The organism is Emticicia sp., assembly GCF_049241225.1.
Taxonomy (GTDB): Bacteria; Bacteroidota; Bacteroidia; order Cytophagales; family Spirosomataceae; genus Emticicia.
On record NZ_JBMLRC010000109.1, the window covers coordinates 1,348 to 20,547 of the forward strand.

Genomic DNA, 19,200 nt, shown 5'->3' on the forward strand with positions numbered 1-19,200 from the left:
CGCTTTTGTTGAGTTTTGCGAAATTGAGAATTGTAGAATAGACTATAACAAAAAAAACCAGCGAGGCTCGCTGGTTTTTTTGTTGGAAGATCTTATAAAAACCTTGCTTTCAATTCGGGTGTCGGAATTCGGCAGGCATCAGTTCTACCAAAAATTCGATAACGATTGCGAGCTACCAAATCATAAATAGGATTTCGGAGAAAAGCTGGAATGATTTTGAAAACATAAAAAATCTTCCAAATTCCATCCATTCTACGAGCGATTTTGAGAGCGGCATCTGATTTCTGATAAACTTTATCGCCTTCAATGGCCACGATACTATCAAAGTCGCTGGTTTTTAGACCATTTTTTTTGAGTAATTCTTGACCAATTTCTGATTGTAAGGCCGCAAATTTGAAGATGCCTTTACTATCTCTGTCAATAATGAAATTGATAGAAGCATTACAAAAATTACAAACACCATCGAATAGAATAGTCATATTATTTTCTGGAAAAAGGAAGGCTTCATTCTAAACGCAGCCTTCCTTAAATATTATTTCATCGAAACTGCTTTTGCTGGTTCTTCGGCTTCTAAACCCTTTTGGTTATTGTATTTCGATGGGCATTTCAATAAAATTTGGTCTGCCTTGAAACACTTATTCGCTAAGTCCATTTTACCAACAACTACCAATTTCTCTGATTTATCTAAATCTGTTGGTTTGGGTTGGTTATAAACTACTTTCGACTCATAGTTTAATGAGTCAACCATCACAAATTCAAAATGATTTGGGTCAACTGATGGTTCGTAAACCATTCCTGCAAAATTTCCTGAAGCATCTTTTTTCAAAGAGCCAACCACGTGCATTGATTTGGTGCTGCCTTCTTTAGCAACTTGCTCGGCTTCGCTGAAACCTACGTAAGTACTGGCATCACCAACAGTAGAAATGATAATTGCGATTGCCACCGCAATGATTCCGAGTGCTATGATATGTGATTTTTTCATATTATTGAAAGTCCACGGTCAACCGACCACAGACAATAGTTTTTGTTGAAAATAATGTTGCAAATCTTGTCTTTACTATCGACCGTTGACTGCCGATTATAAACTTTTCTCAATCTTACTTATCTTTCTATCTAACAAAACTAAGTAAGCAATAATTCCGACAAATACGATTGCGATTACGGCAACAACTACCCAAATTTTGCCATCAGCACGCATTTGGTCGGCCATTTGTACTTCTTCTTGAGCAAACACATTGAATGAAGTAAGAAGTACTACTAAAAACGATATGAATTTTTTCATTATTGTTGAAATTTAACGGTAAAACAAAGATTTAGTTCGAACCCAATCGTTCGATAGCACGTAGGCGAATGCGTAAACTCGTAATCCAAACGCCCAAGAGTGTCCAACCGATAATGGCAGGATAGAAAACCATTCGCATAGAATTATCCATGTCGTATTTACCAAAGGCTGGATTTCCGCCATTGCCTGGGTGAAGTGAGTCGGTCAGTCTTGGTAAAATCCAAACCAATGGAATGAATGTTGCGAATGCGAAAATATTGTAAATAGCTGATAATCTGGCTCTTCGTTGTTCGTCCTCAAACGAACTTCTCAGAATAAAATAAGCAGCATATACCAAAAGTCCAACCTCAACGGCAATGATTTTTGGGTCTTTCGGAAGCCAATCACCCCAAGTATATTGTCCCCAAAGCGAACCAGTCAAAAAGCCCAGAATACCAAAAAAGATAGCAACATTGGCAAATTCGACCGAATATTCATCGTCTTGGATATTTCCATTGCGTAAATATTTAATCGCAAACCACATCGAAGCGGTCATTAATATCATCATTCCAAACCACAGCGGCACATGGAAATAGACATTACGAATTGTTTCATTCAAAACAAACTGGCGTGGCACAGTTCCACCAAGCCCTTGAATAATTGTGTAGAGAAGTATAACTACACACAAAATTTTCCACCAAGTTTTTTTCATAATCTATAACCACCCCCCCGCCCCTAAAGGGGAGCTTATTTTTAGTTGTAAAATGATAAAATTTATTAAATTGTATTCAAATGCTTACTTTATTTATCAACAATATTGAATATCTTTTATCAATAACACCCCTTTAGGGGCAGGGGGGCTTAACTCCTCCACAAAAATGGAAAGAGTAAATAACTAATTGCTATCACAATAGCATCAATTGCCAATAAAATCAAAATTTCGTCGAAACTGGTACTCCATTCTAAGCCGTCCATTGCATTTTTCGATAGTCTAATGAGCATCGAAAGCATCGGTAAAATGATTGGGAAACTCAAAACAGCCATCAAAGTAGAAGTATTTTCTGCTTTTGAGGCAATGCCAGCTACCATTGTCAATGTCGAAGAAAAACCAATTGCTCCGAGAATGATGGCCGTCAGATACATCACCAGATTCTGTACAGGATTTCCCAAAAAAACAATATAGATAAACAAGCCTATCAACGACAATGTTAGAAGCAATACAATATTATAGATGATTTTTGAGAGAATAATTCCTTGCGGACTCGCCAGTGTATAATAATAAAGCTGTCGGCCAGCTCGCTCTTGTGTAAAACTTTTCGTGATTGAATTGACGGCCGTAAAAAGTAAAATTATCCAAAGGAGTGTGTTCCAAGTGATGGGTTCCATACCCTTGATTTTCAGAGCAAAACTAATATAGCAGACAAAAACCGTGCTTACGATATAGAGAATCATACCGTTGAGAGCATAGCGTTGTCGCCATTCGAGTCTGATTTCTTTTTCGATGAGTGCTTTGAGTTCTTGCATTTTTAAAGTGGAACGATTCTCCAGAATCGTTCGAATGCACAAAGATACTACTCAAACAAATAGCTTTTTTATGATTTTTATTCTTTTTCTATAATTTTTCTGTTTTTTGATTGATACAACAACTGATGAAAATCATTTTTATTTTAGAACCAAAAACGCTAATTTTACGTTTATTTGAAATCAGTCTAAATAAAATATAAATGGTACTGCAAGCCGAAAAAACTGTTGCCGATTTAAAAGTAGGGGAGAAGGGAATCATCAATTATTTCAAAGATGATGCTATGTCGTTGAAGTTGCTCGAAATGGGATGCCTACCAGATACCGAGATTAGTCTCGATTTTATTGCTCCATTAGGTTGCCCGGTTGGAATTACAGTGGCGGGTTATCATCTTTCGCTTCGTAAGAGAGAGGCCGCAACAATCGTAATAAAATAAGTGTTTATCAGACTGATAGATTTGAGTTGTAGATAGTTGAAGAGAAACAGTCGTCCGTTTTAGATCGGTTATCGGCTATTTAATCGTTGAAAATTTTGTGAAAAATAAACAAGTTGTTGCACTTCTTGGAAATCCGAATTCAGGGAAATCCTCACTTTTTAATCAACTCACTGGGTTGCGTCAAAAAATCGGAAATTTCCCAGGAGTAACGGTAGATAAAAAAGTAGGATTTTGCCGTTTGAGCGGAAGTATGGATGTTGAAATTCTTGACCTTCCTGGCACGTATAGTATTTACCCAAACTCACTCGATGAGCAAGTAGTGCTTGAAGTGCTGGCCAATCCGAAAAATCCTGATTATCCCGATTTGGCAGTTGTAGTGGCCGATGCCTCAAATTTGAAGCGAAATATGCTACTTTTTGAGCAAATCAGTGATTTGGGTGTACCGGCAATTTTAGCATTGAATATGCTCGATGTGGCCGAAGAATCGGGGATTTCTATCAATTCGGGCAAACTTTCGAAGATTTTAGGTATTCCGGTTGTCGAACTTAATGCTCGTGAAGGTATCGGAATAGAGGGTTTGAAACACACTATTTTCAACCAGCTTCAACACAAGAAAACGCATATCAATCCACCAAGTTTTGATAAAAAAACGGAAACAGTTTTTGAAGAAGTGAAATCAAAATTTGGTATTGAAAATAAATATTTAGCTCTTCAATACGCTGCACAGGCTCAAAAATTGATGTTTTTGGGCGAAAATCAACAAAAAGATTTAGAAGAAATTGTGAAGAAACACAATTTCAATGCCGATAAATTTCAATCAAGCGAAACCATCGAACGTTACCGTGATATCAGTGGCACATTGGAAGAAGTGGTTATTGAGGAAGGTCTAAAAAAAGAAACAATTACTGAGAAAATCGACCGTATTTTACTCCATAAAATCTGGGGATACGTAATTTTCTTGGGTATTTTATTCTTGATTTTTCAATCAGTTTTCACAATTGCTGAAGCCCCAATGGATTTGATAGATCAAGGTGTAGCAATGGTTAACGATTTTTTGAAATCAAACCTGCCTGATAATCAATTGGTTAGCTTACTGACCGATGGTTTGGTTGCGGGTATTGGTGGTGTACTGATTTTTATTCCACAGATTGCGTTTTTGTTTGCTTTCATTTCTATTCTCGAAGAATCGGGTTACATGGCTCGTGTGGTAGTTTTGATGGATAAACTCATTCGTAAATTTGGTATGAGTGGAAAATCGGTCGTGCCGCTTATTTCGAGTATGGCTTGTGCAGTGCCAGCCATTATGTCGGCTCGCACGATTGGTTCATGGAAAGACCGTTTGATTACGATAATGGTTACGCCATTGATGAGCTGCTCGGCACGTTTGCCCATTTACACGATTCTGATAGCCCTCGTTGTGCCAAATACTAAGGCATTGGGCTTTTTCAATATGCAAGGTGTGGCCTTGATGGGTCTTTATTTGTTGGGTTTTTTCTCGGCATTATTGGCAGGGTGGCTGATGAAATTTATGCTAAAATCAAGCGAAAGAAGCTATTTCATCATGGAGCTTCCAACCTACAAAAAGCCACGCTGGAAGCAAGTAGGTTTTACTATTTTAGAAAAAGTAAAAACCTTTGTTTTTGAAGCAGGAAAAGTAATTGTAGCCATTTCGATAGTTTTGTGGGTATTGGCATCTTACGGGCCAAGTGATAAAATCGAACAAGCAGAAAAGGCAGTAATTGCACAAAATCCAGGCCTCGAACAAAATCAACTTGACTCAAAAATAGCTTCGGTTCGTCTTGAAAACTCGTATGCAGGGCATTTCGGAAAGTTCATCGAGCCGGCCATCAAACCATTGGGTTATGATTGGAAAATCGGCATTGCACTCATCACTTCGTTTGCGGCACGTGAGGTTTTTGTTGGAACTGTCTCAACGATTTATAGTATCGGAGCCGATGCCGAAAACGAAACGACCATTAAAGAACGCCTCAGAAACGAAGTAAATGCAGAAACTGGACAACCAACTTTTTCGGTAGCAACCTCGTTTTCGTTGTTGATATTCTATGTTTTTGCCATGATGTGCATGAGTACGCTGGCGGTAGTTTACAGAGAAACTAAAGGTTGGAAATGGCCAATTATCCAGTTGGTTTACATGTCGGTTTTGGCGTATGTATCGGCATTTGCCGTTTATCAGATTTTGAGTTGAGTTAGTCCACCGTCGATGGTCAATGGTCGATAGTTAGTGGAGTTAATTTATTGATAATAAGATATTTATTTTATTCACTCATTCAAACATTCAATCACTCATTCATTAGATTATGCTCGGCGTAACATCAGATAACAAATTGAAAAGATTAATTGTAGTAGGCGATAAGATTTTGGTGAAGCCTAAAAATCCATCAGATAAAACAAATTCGGGGCTATATTTGCCACCAACCGTTACCGAAAAAGAAGAAATTCAGAGCGGATACATTATAAAAGTTGGACCAGGTTATCCTTTACCAAACCCAACCGAAGATGAACCGTGGAAAGAAACGGAAGAAAAAGTAAAGTATATGCCTCTACAAGCCCAAGAAGGCGATTTGGCAATTTATCTCCAACGCCACGCCATCGAAGTGCAATATGAAGGCGAAAAATATGTGATTCTCCCGCAAGCAGCCATTTTGATGCTGGAGAGATTTGAAGATTTATAAAATTAGAAGAGCGATGATTTTCATCGCTCTTTTTCTTTTATAGAAAGTTTTATTTATGGTAATAAACCTTAGATCCTTTACTAATCCCAGTAAACGACAGTATAACTTTTAGCTTTCCTAAGCGTTATCGTATTGAAAAGCATGGTGTTATGTTAAAAAAACTTTGTTAATAGATTACTGTTATATCGTAAAATATCGTATGTACATTTTAGAGAATATAGTTTGAATATCATACCTCATTTATTGAGAGATTGTGAATACGAATTAATGTGTTATCGAATCTTAGGTTCTCGTTTCTGAAAATAATTCCTAATCTAATGTGATTTCTGGATAAAAATAATTTTACTATATTTAGCTTCTATTGAGTATTGTTACAGTATCCTATTGATTATAACTAACTTGTATTTCTGAATTTACGTTAATCTATATTTAATCAGTTTTACTTATGAGGTTTTTTCTACTTTTAAAATTAGCTCTAATCAGTGTTACGCTTTTTGCTCAAAAAGCAGTGATTCAAATGCCTAATGGAGTAACACTACCTAATCTTACAACCTTAGAGAGAGATTCATTGCTCAAAAACTACCCCGTTGGGACAATTATCTATAATATGTCTAATGAGTTGATTGAGGTGAAACTAAACAATAAATGGTCGCCTATTGCTCTGCCTACCTGTATTACACAAAGTTTATCAACACCAAATCTTTCTCTAAATCTTAATAGTACACAGTCAGTATCGAATTATGTCGATATCACTGAGTCAATACCACTGGCAGATGTGAAGAAAATTATTCCTTATAATTTGCCCAAAGGAATGAGTTTTTCAACCAATATTGTCCAAAATATTTATCGCTTAACTATTACCGCAAAACCAACTGCCGAAACAGGTACTTTTCAAGTTGATATTATAACTACGAGCAACTGTGGCATAAGTAATTCTTCTACTTTATTATTACAAGTCAATCAACCAGTTACTTGTATTTCACCAAGTGTCTTGTGTAATAATATTTGCGTTAATATACAAACTGATAAAAATAATTGTGGTTCGTGTGGTGTCGTTTGTCCGAACTATCCGAATGCCATTACTTCATGTGTAGGAGGAAATTGTATGATTGCATCCTGTAATTCAGGTTTTGCAAATTGTGATGGAATGCTTGCGAATGGCTGTGAAACCAATTTGTCAAATAGCACAAATAATTGCGGTGCTTGTGGTAATATTTGTAGTTTTCCAAACGCCAGTGCAGTATGTGCAAATGGTACATGCTCAATTGGAGCTTGTAATGCTGGTTTTGCAAATTGTGATGGAATGGCTGCCAATGGCTGTGAAGTAAACCTGACATCATCTAACGTTAACTGTGGGACTTGCGGAGTAGTTTGTCCATCTGGCAGGCGATGTGTGAACGGAGTTTGCGTGAATTAAATAATAAAAACGGACTTGCTTAAATAAAATTGGGGAAGTGCAGGGACACGCCATAGAAAATAGCCCCTGCACTTTCAACTTTACTCCTCCAAGAAATCTAAATCTTTACCATGCGTTTCAGAAATGGTGAGTACAGAATAAAATCCAATGGCAAAGCAAATGAAACCAACGATTGCTCCTGCCATAATTATGCCTTGTGTCGGCTTCAAAAACTTGTATGAGATAGTCATTAAAACTACCGAGCCTCTAACCATATTCGGAATAGTAGTGGCGGCCGTTGCTCGTAGGTTTGTGCCAAATTGTTCGGCAGCAACGGTTACAAACATTGCCCAAAATCCATTGCCAAAACCTAATAAACAACATAGTGCATAAAACGAAGATGCACTTTTGATTAGTCCTGAAAACAATAAAATAAGCATACATATCAGAGCAAATGCCATCATAAAGCCAATGGCTTTTTTACGAGAACGAAGAGCATGGCTGAAAAAACCACTCAGAAAATCGCCAACTGAAATACCAACGTATGCCCACATAATTGATAAACCTGGGTCGATTTTTTCGGTGATTCCGAGGGCTTCGCCGAATTCGTTGCTCAGATAAACCAATATTCCGATACAAAACCAAAGCGGGATTCCGATTCCGATACACTTCATGTAGGTCGAGAAACGCTCCCAATTGGTGAAGAACGCAAAGAAATTTCCTCTTTCAACGTGCTTTTTTCCAACTACATCTTTAAAAATACCCGACTCGATTACTCCAACCCGAAGCAGCAATAAGGCAATGCCCAAGCCTCCACCTATGAAATAAGCAATTGTCCAATCGCCTGAGAGTTTTACAGTGAAAGTGGCAACTACTGCACCAAGCAAGCCAATTCCTGCCACCAATGATGTACCGATGGCTCGAAGTTGCTTCGGAAGCACCTCAGAAACGAGGGTAATTCCAGCCCCCAGTTCTCCGGCAAGGCCTATTCCCGCAATAAAACGTAGCCATTTGTAGGCTTCTATTTTATCCATAAACTCAATGTGCGGAATCATTCCACAACAAAGATTAGCCAATGAATAAGTAATTATCGATCCAAAAAGTACAGAAAGACGGCCTTTTTTATCTCCTAAAACTCCCCAGAAAATTCCACCGAGGAGCAAACCAATCATCTGAAAATTAATGATGGTTGTACCGATTGATGAAACTTCCTCTTTGGTCGTTAGCCCGAGACTTTCGAGGCTCTGAACCCGCACAATGCCGAAGAGTTGAAGGTCATAAATATCAACAAAATAACCCAACGCTGCCACTATTACTGGCAAGCTAAAAAGATGCTGAAAAGTAGTTTTTTCTTGATTCATAAGGTTTAGGTTTTTATTTAGTCTACGGTCGATAGTCGACGGTCCACAGAAGTTTTGTGGTAAAATAGTTATCGACTGTTGACCATTAACCGTGGACTAAAATAATTATAATTGCTTGATTTTAATTTTACGCCATTTTACTTTGATTCCGCCTCCGCTATGGATTTGCAGAGCAATACAGCCATCTTTTCCACCGATTTTTTCGTCGTTGAGTGTAATCATTTCAGTGCCATTTAAGTAGGTAGTTACTTGATTACCAACTACTTTTACGGTCATTTTATTCCATTCGCCCATTTTCAAGGCTTTGTCTTTTTCGGCTGCAGGTTTTATCAACCAGCCACGTCCGTAAGACTCATAAATTCCACCAGTTGAGCTACCCGGAGGAGCAACCTCGGCTTGCCAGCCCGATATTTTTGTACCTTCGATGGATGAATGAAAAAATACGCCACTATTGCCGTTGGCTTCTTGCTTAAATTCGAGCGTTAGTTCAAAGTCTTTAAATTTCTGTTCTGTTCCTAAGTAGCCGTATTCTTTGTCGGGGCCGCTTTCGCAAACCAATAGGCCGTCTTCTACGTACCATTTTTCGGTGCCATATATTTTCCAACCTGATAAGTCTTTACCGTTGAAAAGGGTTAGTTTTTTTTGAGCGAAGGCAGCTACTGAAATCGACACTAAAATGAATAGTGAGAGACTTAATCTAAGTTTCATGTCGTGTTATTGTTGATAGTTTGGTTATGGAAGAATATTTTTTCTACAAAGAAAAGCGAAAATCTTTATCTTTGGCTATGATTTAGCCGAATATTGTTGTTGAATTAGTCTACGAAATTTAGCAACGTTGTATTCACGAAAATAATTATCTAAAAATATTGAGAAATAGCATGAAGAAAATCTATTTATTGGTCATTTTTTTATTAGCATGGAGCTTTAGTTTTGCCCAATCAAAGCCTACGAAACAGACCTATGAAGGAATGGTGAACAAGTTTCCAATTAGTCTTTCTTTGACATTCGATGCCAATTTGGTTTATGGAACTCTGACGTATAAGCGAGTAGGCCAGCCAATAAAAGTAATAGGCTCTATAGAAGGTGACGATTTTTCACTACATGAGTTTGTCGACAAAACCGAAATTTCGGGCTTATTTTTTGGAAAGAGAAAAGATGATGTAATAAGTGGTTTATGGTTAACTCCAAGTGGAAAAGAAATGAAGTTTAGCGTAAAAAAAACATCATCGACCGAGATTGATAAACCAGAATTAAAATCGGTTACCGGCTCGTACGCTTACAGCTTTGGAAAAGATGGCGGTACCGGAAATATGTATGTACAGCAAGTAGCGAAAGACAAAATTATTTTGGAGATACAAGCCGTGAAAGGACCACCGAGTTATAATCAGGCAATTATCGAAAAGACAACGTTGAAATTAGTTAGAAATGAGGCTATTTACGAAAACAACGAGTTCGGAAAATGTCTACTTAAGTTGTCTTTTTTTGAGGGAGGAGCAAACATAATTTATCTGAATGATTCCTATGAGTGTGGTTTCGGAAATGCCGCTTCGGTAGTAGGAAAGTATTTAAAATTTGACGCTAAAGCACCTAAATTTGAAAAGACTAATTAGTCGAGAGCGAATAAAAAAGGTCCTGTTTTCATCGAAAACAGGACCTTTTTATTAGAGGAAAAATTATCTTAGATCAACAACTTCTACACCTGGGTATTTCTTTTTATCGAATGTAAAGATTTTATCATCGGCAGGGGCATTGGGCATGAACTTATCAACACGAAAAACCGTACGTTTGCCATTTTTGTCCCATACTTTCCAAGATTTTACAGACTTATCTTTTTTATCAACTTTGATTTGTACTTTCGCAACTTTACTGCCTTTATCTTCTGGCGAAAGTTCAACTACTTCGTATAATTGGCTACCTTCTTTTACCTCCTCTACAAAAACATATTTATAGCCTTTTTTGTAAATGCTGTAAATTTTGGTAGGTGAAAGAGCATCCATTTCGGCAGGATTGAAGTCCGAAACTTGACACTCGTTGGTTTCCTTAGTGTAGCTGTAAAGCTCTTTACCGTTGGTAAAAACCTCTTGTCCTAACATTTTCAAACGAAATTTTGCACCTTTTACGGTTACATCTCCTTTGTATGATTCGGTTAATTTTGCGTTTGACCCTTCTACTCCGTAGGTGAATGAAGCACTGAATGACTTCATTGTTTGGTATTTTTTGCTCATTTCATCCAAAATTGCAGTCGCTTTTTTGTCTTTCTGAGCCATTACTAAACTGCTAACAATCAGTAAATTAGCAGTTAAAACAAGTATTTTTTTCATCTTTATAATGGTTAATTTTCTTCCAAATAATGGTTTAGACGTATTTTTCGGGAAATGGATTAAGGAATTGTCTTGCTGTACAACAACTAAGACGCAAAATTAATTCAATTGGTTGTTTCTATCGCAATTTTCTTAAAATTTCCTCTAAATGTTCCATGTCTTTTACTAATACCTCACGAGCTTTACTACCTTCAAATGGTCCAACGATGCCTGCACCTTCGAGTTGGTCAATGATACGCCCCGCACGATTATAACCCAATTTCATTTTGCGTTGAATGAGCGATGTACTTCCTTGTTGGTGCGAAACCAATAATCGAGCGGCATCATCAAACATTGGGTCGAGTTCTGAGGCATCAAATTCAGCTGCTTCTCCTTCATCATCTCCGTAGAATTCCGGCAATAAATAAGCAGAATCATAGGCTCTTTGCGAACCGATAAATTCACAAATATCTTCAACCTCAGGCGTATCAACGAACGGACATTGTAAACGCACCATATCTGAGCCCATCGAAAGCAACATATCTCCGTTTCCAACTAATTGCTCAGAGCCACCTGTGTCTAAAATCGTACGAGAGTCGATTTTTGAGGTAACTTTAAACGATAATCGAGCAGGGAAGTTAGCTTTGATTAGACCTGTGATTACATTGACCGATGGGCGTTGGGTAGCCACAATTAAGTGAATACCGATGGCACGAGCTAACTGAGCCAAACGAGCAATTGGTTGCTCAACTTCTTTGCCAGCGGTCATCATCAAATCGGCCAACTCATCAATTACTAATACTATATAAGGTAGATAACGGTGTCCTTTTTCAGGATTTAATCTTCGCTGAATAAACTTGGCGTTGTATTCTTTCAAATTTCTTACACCTGCATCTTTCAGTAAATTATAGCGGTTGTCCATCTCGATACAAAGCGAGTTGAGTGTGTAAACAACCTTTTTTGTATCGGTAATGATGGCTTCTTCGGCATTTGGGAGCATCGCCAAGAAGTGTCGCTCGATTTTATTATAAAGCGTGAGCTCCACTTTTTTAGGGTCAACCAATACAAATTTGATTTGAGCAGGGTGCTTTTTGTAAAGTAACGAAGCCAAAATAACATTCAGACCAACTGACTTACCCTGACCCGTCGCCCCCGCCATGAGTAAGTGAGGCATTTTGGCCAAGTCGGTCACGAATATTTCGTTTGAAATCGTCTTTCCGAGAATAATCGGCAAATCGAAGTTCGATTTTTGGAATTTATCACTCGCAATCACCGATTTCATTGTCACCATTTCACGGTTTTTGTTAGGTACTTCAATACCAATTGTGCCTTTTCCTGGCATCGGAGCAATGATACGAATACCCAACGCCGCCAAATTTAAGGCAATATCATCTTCGAGATTCTTAATTTTCGAGATACGAATACCTGCTTCGGGTACGATTTCGTAGAGCGTAACGGTTGGCCCAATCGTAGCCTTGATGCTCGCAATTCCGATTTGGAAGTTTCGCATCGTTTCTACGATATTGTTTTTGTTGGCTTCGAGTTCTTCTTCGGTTACTTTCGTGCCAGTGTTACCGTATTCGCTCAAAAGCGTGATTGGCGGATACTGATAATTACCCAAATCAAGCGTTGGGTCGAATAACCCGAAGTCTTTTAAAACTTTTTCGTTGACATCATCCGTGTCTAAATCATCTTCAAAAACATCCTCTTCTTCTTCCTGATTTGTTTCGATGATAAGCGTCGGGCTTCCCTTGAATGGCTCATTTGGCAATGAATTCTTTGGTTTTTCTTCAACCTCCAACGAAAGGGTTTTTTCTTCAAAAGGTTTTGGTACCTCGATATCTTCTCGATTGATTTTCAAGAAATCAATTTTGGCTTCTTCTTTCGGTGCAACTGGCGGTGGCGTTGGTGTATGTCTGAAAGAATTATCTTTGGTGTTTTCTTCTTCTTCTTCAAAAATCTCATCTTCATCGGTTTCTACCTGCACGGCCTTTCTGATACGTTCGGTGGCTACATCTTCACGGGGGTCACGTTTGAAATATTTAGCAAAAAACCAGTCGTCGATTTCGGTATAACCATGAAAGAAAATCAACCAACCCGCCAAGAGTAGAATAATGATAAAAATGCCTCCCCAACCCATTGCTTGTTGAAAGAACTGATTGACTGCATAGCCCAAACCACCACAAATTGTGCTACCAGAAGCTTCAAAAACCGTAGTGAAATAACCTAAAAAGATGCTTGACCAGACGATGTAGAAAATACTCGAAAGCGTAAATCGATTGAAGCTATATGGTAGCAGGTCTTTCTTGGTGACTAACCAATAACCCGCCCAAGTTGTGACAGGGATCCAGCCGAAAGCCGAAATTCCGAACCATTCAAAGATAAAAAAATGTGAAAGCTTTGCTCCCAACAGACCAATCAGATTGGCTGCTTTTTTGTCTCCTTGCTTGATTGAAGTCCAGAATGTACGTTGAACCACATCTTGGTCGGCGTCGCCAGTAAAGAGGTATGAAACAAACGAGAGTAAAAGGATTAACGAAAAAAGCAATAAGAAAATGCCCAAAGCGAGCTGATAACTCTCTTTGCTGACATTGAAGTTGAGCGAAGTCTGAGTACCACCACTTTTACCACTTGACGAACCCCGTGGAGGGTTTGGGCTTTTGGGTGGTTGTTTTTTGCGAAAAGTATTATTGTTATCGGGCATCGTTATGAGGTAGGAGAGCAATGTATTTTAGAGACAAATATAGTGAATTTGCATAAAAAGCAGTTAAAAAAAGCTTTTTTTTGCTTTTTTTAACTGCTTTCTACGTAAAAAAGTAAATTATTAGTTACAATTTTCTGTACACTTACCTGTTTTATCAATCACAAAGTATTTTTCTTTTTGTATTACAGATGCTACACCTCCTACAAATGGATTGGCTTCATCGTATATCATTGGAATAATGATTTTACCATTGGCATCAATATAGCCCCACTTATTACCCTTCTTCACGGGAACTAAGCCTTCGGCCATATTCCGCATATCGTCGTAAATGTATGGCACTAAACCTTTGTTTGCTTTATCAATCAAGCCCCATTTGTTGTTCTTCTTGGCAGTAATCACTTCCGAGACACTATTTATATCTTGATATTCAAAAGGAATAATCGTTTTTCCTGCTTCATCAATCAAGCCCCATTTGTTAGTTTTACTGGCTGCTCTAAACTTTGTCTCTAAACCAAAGTATTTTATTTCATCATATACAAATGCACTTAATTCTTTGCCATTTACGTCAATCAAGCCCCATTTGCCATTTTTCATGGCTTGAGTTACAGCATTTCCCTCATCAAAGGCATAGACATCTTCATAGCTGAATGGAATCACCTGTTTTCCATACTTATCAGTAAAACCCCAAAGTCCATTCTTTTGCACATTGACCAAATTAGCCGATGAAACAAATAGGCCAATGCCCTCAAAAATACCCTCTGTCAATTCTCGGCCTGTTGTATCCACAAAACCATATTGCCCATTTTCGAACAGAACGGCAAAAGTTTCATCCGAGACTGATGCACTGCCAAGGTATTTGAATGGTGAAATAAATGCACCTTTATTGTTGTTGAAAATTGCATATTTTTCCTCTTTCTTGATGAGGTTTACAGCTGGCATTATTGAAATAGTTTCATCGTATTCGTATGGAATGATTACTTTTATCGAGTCTCCCTCTTTTTTCAAGAAACCAAACTTACCCTCTTTTTCTTGCCAACCACTTTCAGGAGAATCTATTCCGAGTAGATTTGCCAATGAAGTAGAGTCTTCCATCAATCCACCAAATAAACCATTTTTACCCCCAAGCATGGTGTATTCTTCGGTATTGATGCTGTAATCAGTTGGGTTGGTACTTTTATATTCCAAAATAGATAATTCTTTGTTTGATTTTTTTTCGGATATTAAGCGTATGATATGCCCTTCGGTATTGAAATTATGTTTCGTCATCGAAACCAAAGGTACAGACGAAAAAGGGACTTCTTTTATGACTGGAGTCAGGTAATAAGTTACTTTGTCGGAGTCATCTTCAAAGAAATATTCTTCACAATCGAAATTGTTTATTTTTAAGGCTTTACCTGTTTTTTTTGATAAGGATAAGGCTTTGTTGAAGCTACTATTCTTTGTCATTTGACTGTCAATTGTTTCAATAGGTAGTGTAATACCCGTTTTTCCACCAGCAGAAGTGTTAAGTAGCACTATAAAGCGATTTTGAAAATCTAAAACTACTTTGGTTGAATCTTCTTTATTGGTGAATATAGAGGTAACTGATGGATTAGATTTTGTTAAAAAGACATAGATGTTTTCGTTTTTTTTCGAGCTATTTTTATAAGTCTGCTCGTATTGCATTTCAATATCGAATTTGTATTCTTTGGCTACTTCAAAATTGTTTCCCAGCAGCATCTGTTTTAGAAAAACATCGCTTAGTGAATCTTCTTGAGATTTAGTAGGACTTTGAGCAACTACGAGTTTAACAGCAAATAAAAATGTAAGTGATAAGAGAAGTTTTTGCATTCTGAAGTTGTAGTTATGATTAATCAAGTGTTATGGTAAAATAAAAACTGTGCAAAATTAAGGTAAAATATATAAATGACCGGTGATACACACCAAACAATTTGACATTTATCAAATACTTATCTCAAGAAAATAGTGCTATTTTGAAACTTAGAACTCTTCAACCTCTTTAACAATATGAAAAAAACGCTTTCACTTTGCGGATTTATTTTGATTTCTACGGCAGTTTTTGCCCAAAAAGATATTCAGAAAAAAATACAAACGCAGTTCATCATGGCCGAAAATGGCTCTACTATTGTGCTTGATGAAGGCTCATTTACATTTACGGCAAGCCTTTCGCTCGAAGGCAAAAAGAATATCACCATCAAAGGAAAAGGTAAGGACAAAACAATTTTATCTTTCAAAGGACAAACCGATGGTGCAGAAGGAATTAGAGTTTCAAATGCCGAAAATATCACGATTGAAGACCTAACGGTGCAAGACTCAAAAGGTGATGCCGTGAAAACAATGAACGTAACGGGCATTACTTTTCGCAATGTAAAAACCGAATGGCTCGGCGAACCAAAAGCTACTAACGGTGCGTATGGGCTGTACCCAGTTCAGTGCGAAAAGGTGCTCATTGAAGGTTGCGAAGCCATCGGTGCATCGGATGCAGGTATTTATGTGGGGCAATCGAAAGATATAATCGTCAGAAAATCAAGGGCTTATCATAATGTGGCAGGAATTGAAATTGAAAATTCGCTGAATGCCGAAGTCTATGAAAACGAAGCTACCGAAAATACTGGCGGTATTTTGGTGTTCGATTTACCCGATTTGATTCTCAAAAAAGGCGGCAATACGAAGGTTTATAAAAACAACATACACCACAACAACTTCCCGAACTTTGCCCCAAAAGGAAATATTGTTGCGAAAGTTCCCGACGGAACGGGCGTATTGATTTTGGCTGCTAATCATGTGGATATATTTGATAATCAGATAATTAATAACAAATCAATGGGTGTGGGAGTGATTAGTTATTTCACGACCGAAAACCCAATCAAGGACAAAGAGTATTACCCGTATTCAGAAGCGATTACGATTCGTGACAATAATTTTGAGCGTGAAAAAGTAAAAGCAACTGGCAGGGGAAGATTCGGACAGATTTACCGATTTAAGTTGCGTTTTGGCAAAAACGTACCGCATATTCTGTGGGATGGAATTGTAGATGATAAAAATCCAAACCCTGTGATTTGTATCAAAAACAATAAAAACGAATCGTTTGCCAATATGGATGTTGAGCATAATTTCAAGAATATTTCACGTGATGCGAGTAAAGTTATTTGTAAGTAATAAGCCCCTCCCAACCCTCCCCGACAGGGAGGGCTAAAAAAATGAAAAGAACATTTTTATTAATAAGCTCAATTAGCATTTTTGTGTTATCGGCTTTTTATCAGAAGTCTGATAGTGAGGCGAGTATGCCCAAAGAAAAGCTTTCTGATTATCAGTTTTTTGAAGGCAATGGAGCAGAGCAAAAACCTGCAAAGGGTGTGTTGCCTTATTCATTGAATACTCCTTTGTTTACCGATTATGCCGAAAAGCTTCGCTTTGTGAAATTGCCTGAAAATCAGACAGTTGCGTATAATGCTACCGAAGTGTTGGATTTTCCTGTTGGCTCAACCATCATCAAAACTTTTTATTATCCGAATGATTTCCGTAAACCCGAACTGGGCAGGAAACTCATCGAAACCCGTTTACTGATTCATGAAGAAGATGGTTGGAAAGCTCTGGATTATGTGTGGAATGACGAACAAACCGAAGCATTTTTGGAAGTGGCAGGCGATACAAAAGAGGTGAGTTACATTGATGCCAACGGCAAAAAGAAAAAACATGAGTATGCAATTCCGAACATTAATCAATGTAAAGGATGCCATAATCGGAACGAAAAAATGTCGCCAATTGGACCATCGGCTCGACAATTAAATGGCGTTTTTCAGTCTTCAATAGGCAGTTCTCAGTCATCAGTCGTTAGTGGGCAAAAATCTGATAATCAATTAACTAATTGGCAAAAAATGGGCGTTTTAACAAATCTGCCAGCCATCGAAACTGTACCGAAAGCTGCAATTTGGAATAAACCCGAAAGCGGAAGCCTCGATGAGCGTGCCAGAATTTGGCTCGATATTAATTGTGCTCATTGCCACCGAAAAGGAGGCCCAGCCCAAACTTCGGGTTTGAATTTGAGTATCCACGAAACCGAACCCATTGCCTACGGAATCTTGAAAACCCCCGTAGCGGCGGGGCGTGGCTCGGGCAATAAAAAATATGATATTGTGCCAGGAAAACCTGACGAATCAATCATTGTTTACCGCATGGAATCGACTGACCCAGGAATCATGATGCCCGAAGTTGGCCGTAAGACTACTCATAAAGAAGGTGTAGAACTCATCAAAGAATGGATTAAGGTCATGAAGTAGGCTTGTTTAAAAATAGTCTTTTCATCGTTTCGACTCACTTTTTTCGCTTCTTATCAAAATCAACTATTGTAGCTTTTTCATAATCGTTAGGTTTGTACATCAAATTTAATTTTTATGAAAAAGCTATTTATTTTACTGACTATCAAGTTTTTATCTCTAAACTGTCTTGCCCAACAATCTGGTATTGCAGTGGGAACTGATGCCCCTGCTTTCGACCCGATTCATGTTTCGGGTGCTGATAAAAATACTAAAGCCTGCCCTATGTGCAAATATGGTGCAAAAACCGAAGGCTTGATGATTTGGCTAAATGATGATTTAAGCAATTACGAAAGCCTGCTGACTTATCTCGAAGCTCAGTATCTGACAAAAGACGCCAAAAAATGGAAAGTTTTTGTGGTGTACATGAACCCCAAAAAGGAGAATATTGAGTCGTTAAAAGCAAAACTGACTGCTTTTTCTGATAAATTAAGGTTGAAAAATGTGGCTTTTACATTCATTTCATCGCCAACCGATGAAGAAACAGCAGGTGTTTATGCCATCAATCCTAAAGTGAGTAATACCATTTTTGCTTACAAAAAACGAGTAATTGTAAAGAAATTTATCAATTTCGACCCCAAAAAAGAGAATTATAGTAGCCTACTCAATTTTTAATCCACTCCCTAATCTTTATTTTTACAAATAATTGATGCTTTTTTATTCCTAAATGAAACACGATAAACTAAAATATTGGCTGATTCCAGCTTTTTGGATAATTGTTACTTGCTTAATGATTGGACAAGATTTGCTGGTTTATAGCTTAGATGCAAAACCCATCAGTTGGCCTCATATTTTGATAATGAAAACCAAATGGCTTTTGTATATTCCTATTAGTTATATGGTGTTTTGGTTAGCAAAAAAACTACCCTTAGAGCAACCAAAATTATTTAGAAAACTATTTTTGCATTTTTGTATCTCACTGATAGTAAGCGTAATAGCGGTTTTTGTAAACTCTTTGATTGTGGCTTTGCTCGTAAAATCTTTTCTCAATCAAAATACAGAAGTATTGTTTTTATTGAAAAGAGTATTTTCTCTTTCTTTTTTTAATGAATTTATCAATTATTGGTTAATGTTGGCGGTTTATAAAGGTATTAGTTTTTATAAAGGTTTTCAGCTATCTCAGACCGAAAAAGCAAGACTCGAAAAACAACTTTCGGAAACCAAATTGAGTGCCTTGAAGATTCAGTTACAGCCACATTTTTTGTTTAATA

General features: G+C 37.6%; 18 protein-coding genes and 1 pseudogene. 9 read left to right on the plus strand and 10 right to left on the minus strand.

All coding sequences use genetic code 11. The features are described from left to right. Positions 1-92 precede the first annotated feature (92 nt). From ACOVO2_RS06810 to ACOVO2_RS06830, 5 genes are all read right to left on the minus strand, one after another. A complete protein-coding gene (locus ACOVO2_RS06810) occupies positions 93-479 on the minus strand; it encodes a thiol-disulfide oxidoreductase DCC family protein (protein WP_421769250.1) in 387 nt (128 codons plus the stop codon). A 53-nt stretch (positions 480-532) separates the two neighbouring features. Continuing rightward, positions 533-982, minus strand: a complete 450-nt coding sequence (locus ACOVO2_RS06815) for a cytochrome c maturation protein CcmE (RefSeq protein WP_421769251.1) — start codon at positions 980-982, stop codon at positions 533-535. A gap of 96 nt (positions 983-1,078) precedes the next feature. Then, positions 1,079-1,282 carry a CcmD family protein gene (locus ACOVO2_RS06820; protein ID WP_188764634.1) on the minus strand — a complete coding sequence of 68 codons (204 nt, stop codon included), beginning with the start codon at positions 1,280-1,282 and terminating at the stop codon, positions 1,079-1,081. 31 nt (positions 1,283-1,313) lie between these two features. Then, positions 1,314-1,973 (minus strand): cytochrome c biogenesis protein CcsA, encoded by a 660-nt coding sequence (gene ccsA, locus ACOVO2_RS06825; protein WP_421769252.1) that lies wholly within the window; start codon positions 1,971-1,973, stop codon positions 1,314-1,316. Between the two features lie 149 nt (positions 1,974-2,122). Next, positions 2,123-2,785: a heme exporter protein CcmB gene (locus ACOVO2_RS06830; protein WP_421769253.1), complete on the minus strand. Its 663-nt coding sequence runs from the start codon at positions 2,783-2,785 to the stop codon at positions 2,123-2,125. 200 nt (positions 2,786-2,985) lie between these two features. On the opposite strand from ACOVO2_RS06830, the gene ACOVO2_RS06835 reads away from it, so the two are divergent. From ACOVO2_RS06835 to ACOVO2_RS06850, 4 genes are all read left to right on the plus strand, one after another. Then, a complete protein-coding gene (locus tag ACOVO2_RS06835; RefSeq protein ID WP_421769254.1) occupies positions 2,986-3,219 on the plus strand; it encodes a FeoA family protein in 234 nt (77 codons plus the stop codon). Between the two features lie 97 nt (positions 3,220-3,316). Continuing rightward, positions 3,317-5,425: a ferrous iron transport protein B gene (feoB, locus tag ACOVO2_RS06840; RefSeq protein ID WP_421769255.1), complete on the plus strand. Its 2,109-nt coding sequence runs from the start codon at positions 3,317-3,319 to the stop codon at positions 5,423-5,425. A gap of 112 nt (positions 5,426-5,537) precedes the next feature. Further along, the gene (locus ACOVO2_RS06845) at positions 5,538-5,912 is read left to right on the plus strand and encodes a co-chaperone GroES family protein (RefSeq protein ID WP_350263772.1); all 375 of its coding nucleotides are present in this window, start codon (positions 5,538-5,540) and stop codon (positions 5,910-5,912) included. A gap of 445 nt (positions 5,913-6,357) precedes the next feature. Further along, positions 6,358-7,329, plus strand: coding sequence for a hypothetical protein (locus tag ACOVO2_RS06850; RefSeq protein ID WP_421769256.1), 972 nt, complete (start codon positions 6,358-6,360; stop codon positions 7,327-7,329). A gap of 80 nt (positions 7,330-7,409) precedes the next feature. Here the strand turns inward: ACOVO2_RS06850 and ACOVO2_RS06855 are convergent, their stop codons facing one another. Next, positions 7,410-8,669, minus strand: a complete 1,260-nt coding sequence (locus ACOVO2_RS06855) for an MFS transporter (RefSeq protein ID WP_421769257.1) — start codon at positions 8,667-8,669, stop codon at positions 7,410-7,412. A 105-nt stretch (positions 8,670-8,774) separates the two neighbouring features. After that, positions 8,775-9,377 (minus strand): 3-keto-disaccharide hydrolase, encoded by a 603-nt coding sequence (locus ACOVO2_RS06860; protein WP_421769258.1) that lies wholly within the window; start codon positions 9,375-9,377, stop codon positions 8,775-8,777. A gap of 170 nt (positions 9,378-9,547) precedes the next feature. On the opposite strand from ACOVO2_RS06860, the gene ACOVO2_RS06865 reads away from it, so the two are divergent. Further along, positions 9,548-10,279, plus strand: coding sequence for a hypothetical protein (locus ACOVO2_RS06865; protein ID WP_421769259.1), 732 nt, complete (start codon positions 9,548-9,550; stop codon positions 10,277-10,279). A gap of 63 nt (positions 10,280-10,342) precedes the next feature. Here ACOVO2_RS06865 and ACOVO2_RS06870 read toward each other — a convergent pair whose 3' ends face one another. The 3 genes from ACOVO2_RS06870 to ACOVO2_RS06880 form a co-directional block, all read right to left on the minus strand. Next, positions 10,343-10,990, minus strand: coding sequence for a LolA family protein (locus tag ACOVO2_RS06870; RefSeq protein ID WP_421769260.1), 648 nt, complete (start codon positions 10,988-10,990; stop codon positions 10,343-10,345). A gap of 118 nt (positions 10,991-11,108) precedes the next feature. Continuing rightward, the gene (locus ACOVO2_RS06875) at positions 11,109-13,673 is read right to left on the minus strand and encodes a DNA translocase FtsK 4TM domain-containing protein (protein WP_421769269.1); all 2,565 of its coding nucleotides are present in this window, start codon (positions 13,671-13,673) and stop codon (positions 11,109-11,111) included. A 120-nt stretch (positions 13,674-13,793) separates the two neighbouring features. After that, entirely contained in the window at positions 13,794-15,503 is a 1,710-nt protein-coding gene (locus tag ACOVO2_RS06880; protein ID WP_421769261.1) for a WG repeat-containing protein, read from the minus strand. 177 nt (positions 15,504-15,680) lie between these two features. Between ACOVO2_RS06880 and ACOVO2_RS06885 the strand changes: the two genes are divergently transcribed. From ACOVO2_RS06885 to ACOVO2_RS06900, 4 genes and pseudogenes are all read left to right on the plus strand, one after another. Continuing rightward, the gene (locus tag ACOVO2_RS06885; protein ID WP_421769262.1) at positions 15,681-16,832 is read left to right on the plus strand and encodes a parallel beta-helix domain-containing protein; all 1,152 of its coding nucleotides are present in this window, start codon (positions 15,681-15,683) and stop codon (positions 16,830-16,832) included. Between the two features lie 41 nt (positions 16,833-16,873). Further along, positions 16,874-17,953, plus strand: a complete 1,080-nt coding sequence (locus tag ACOVO2_RS06890; RefSeq protein WP_421769263.1) for an SO2930 family diheme c-type cytochrome — start codon at positions 16,874-16,876, stop codon at positions 17,951-17,953. 114 nt (positions 17,954-18,067) lie between these two features. After that, entirely contained in the window at positions 18,068-18,604 is a 537-nt protein-coding gene (locus ACOVO2_RS06895; RefSeq protein WP_421769264.1) for a hypothetical protein, read from the plus strand. Positions 18,605-18,656: 52 nt separating this feature from the next. After that, positions 18,657-19,200 (plus strand): annotated as a pseudogene (locus tag ACOVO2_RS06900) (hypothetical protein); the annotation flags it as partial.

Bases quoted from the DNA above. Each gene is read 5' to 3' on its own strand.
- ACOVO2_RS06855 (WP_421769257.1), bottom strand. From the start codon at position 8,669: ATGAATCAAGAAAAAACTACTTTTCAGCATCTTTTTAGCTTGCCAGTA.
- ACOVO2_RS06860 (WP_421769258.1), bottom strand. From the start codon at position 9,377: ATGAAACTTAGATTAAGTCTCTCACTATTCATTTTAGTGTCGATTTCA.
- ACOVO2_RS06850 (WP_421769256.1), top strand. From the start codon at position 6,358: ATGAGGTTTTTTCTACTTTTAAAATTAGCTCTAATCAGTGTTACGCTT.
- ACOVO2_RS06895 (WP_421769264.1), top strand. From the start codon at position 18,068: ATGAAAAAGCTATTTATTTTACTGACTATCAAGTTTTTATCTCTAAAC.
- ccsA (WP_421769252.1), bottom strand. From the start codon at position 1,973: ATGAAAAAAACTTGGTGGAAAATTTTGTGTGTAGTTATACTTCTCTAC.
- ACOVO2_RS06870 (WP_421769260.1), bottom strand. From the start codon at position 10,990: ATGAAAAAAATACTTGTTTTAACTGCTAATTTACTGATTGTTAGCAGT.
- ACOVO2_RS06885 (WP_421769262.1), top strand. From the start codon at position 15,681: ATGAAAAAAACGCTTTCACTTTGCGGATTTATTTTGATTTCTACGGCA.
- ACOVO2_RS06830 (WP_421769253.1), bottom strand. From the start codon at position 2,785: ATGCAAGAACTCAAAGCACTCATCGAAAAAGAAATCAGACTCGAATGG.
- ACOVO2_RS06880 (WP_421769261.1), bottom strand. From the start codon at position 15,503: ATGCAAAAACTTCTCTTATCACTTACATTTTTATTTGCTGTTAAACTC.
- ACOVO2_RS06835 (WP_421769254.1), top strand. From the start codon at position 2,986: ATGGTACTGCAAGCCGAAAAAACTGTTGCCGATTTAAAAGTAGGGGAG.
- ACOVO2_RS06875 (WP_421769269.1), bottom strand. From the start codon at position 13,673: ATGCCCGATAACAATAATACTTTTCGCAAAAAACAACCACCCAAAAGC.
- ACOVO2_RS06810 (WP_421769250.1), bottom strand. From the start codon at position 479: ATGACTATTCTATTCGATGGTGTTTGTAATTTTTGTAATGCTTCTATC.
- ACOVO2_RS06845 (WP_350263772.1), top strand. From the start codon at position 5,538: ATGCTCGGCGTAACATCAGATAACAAATTGAAAAGATTAATTGTAGTA.
- ACOVO2_RS06820 (WP_188764634.1), bottom strand. From the start codon at position 1,282: ATGAAAAAATTCATATCGTTTTTAGTAGTACTTCTTACTTCATTCAAT.
- ACOVO2_RS06865 (WP_421769259.1), top strand. From the start codon at position 9,548: ATGAAGAAAATCTATTTATTGGTCATTTTTTTATTAGCATGGAGCTTT.
- ACOVO2_RS06890 (WP_421769263.1), top strand. From the start codon at position 16,874: ATGAAAAGAACATTTTTATTAATAAGCTCAATTAGCATTTTTGTGTTA.
- ACOVO2_RS06815 (WP_421769251.1), bottom strand. From the start codon at position 982: ATGAAAAAATCACATATCATAGCACTCGGAATCATTGCGGTGGCAATC.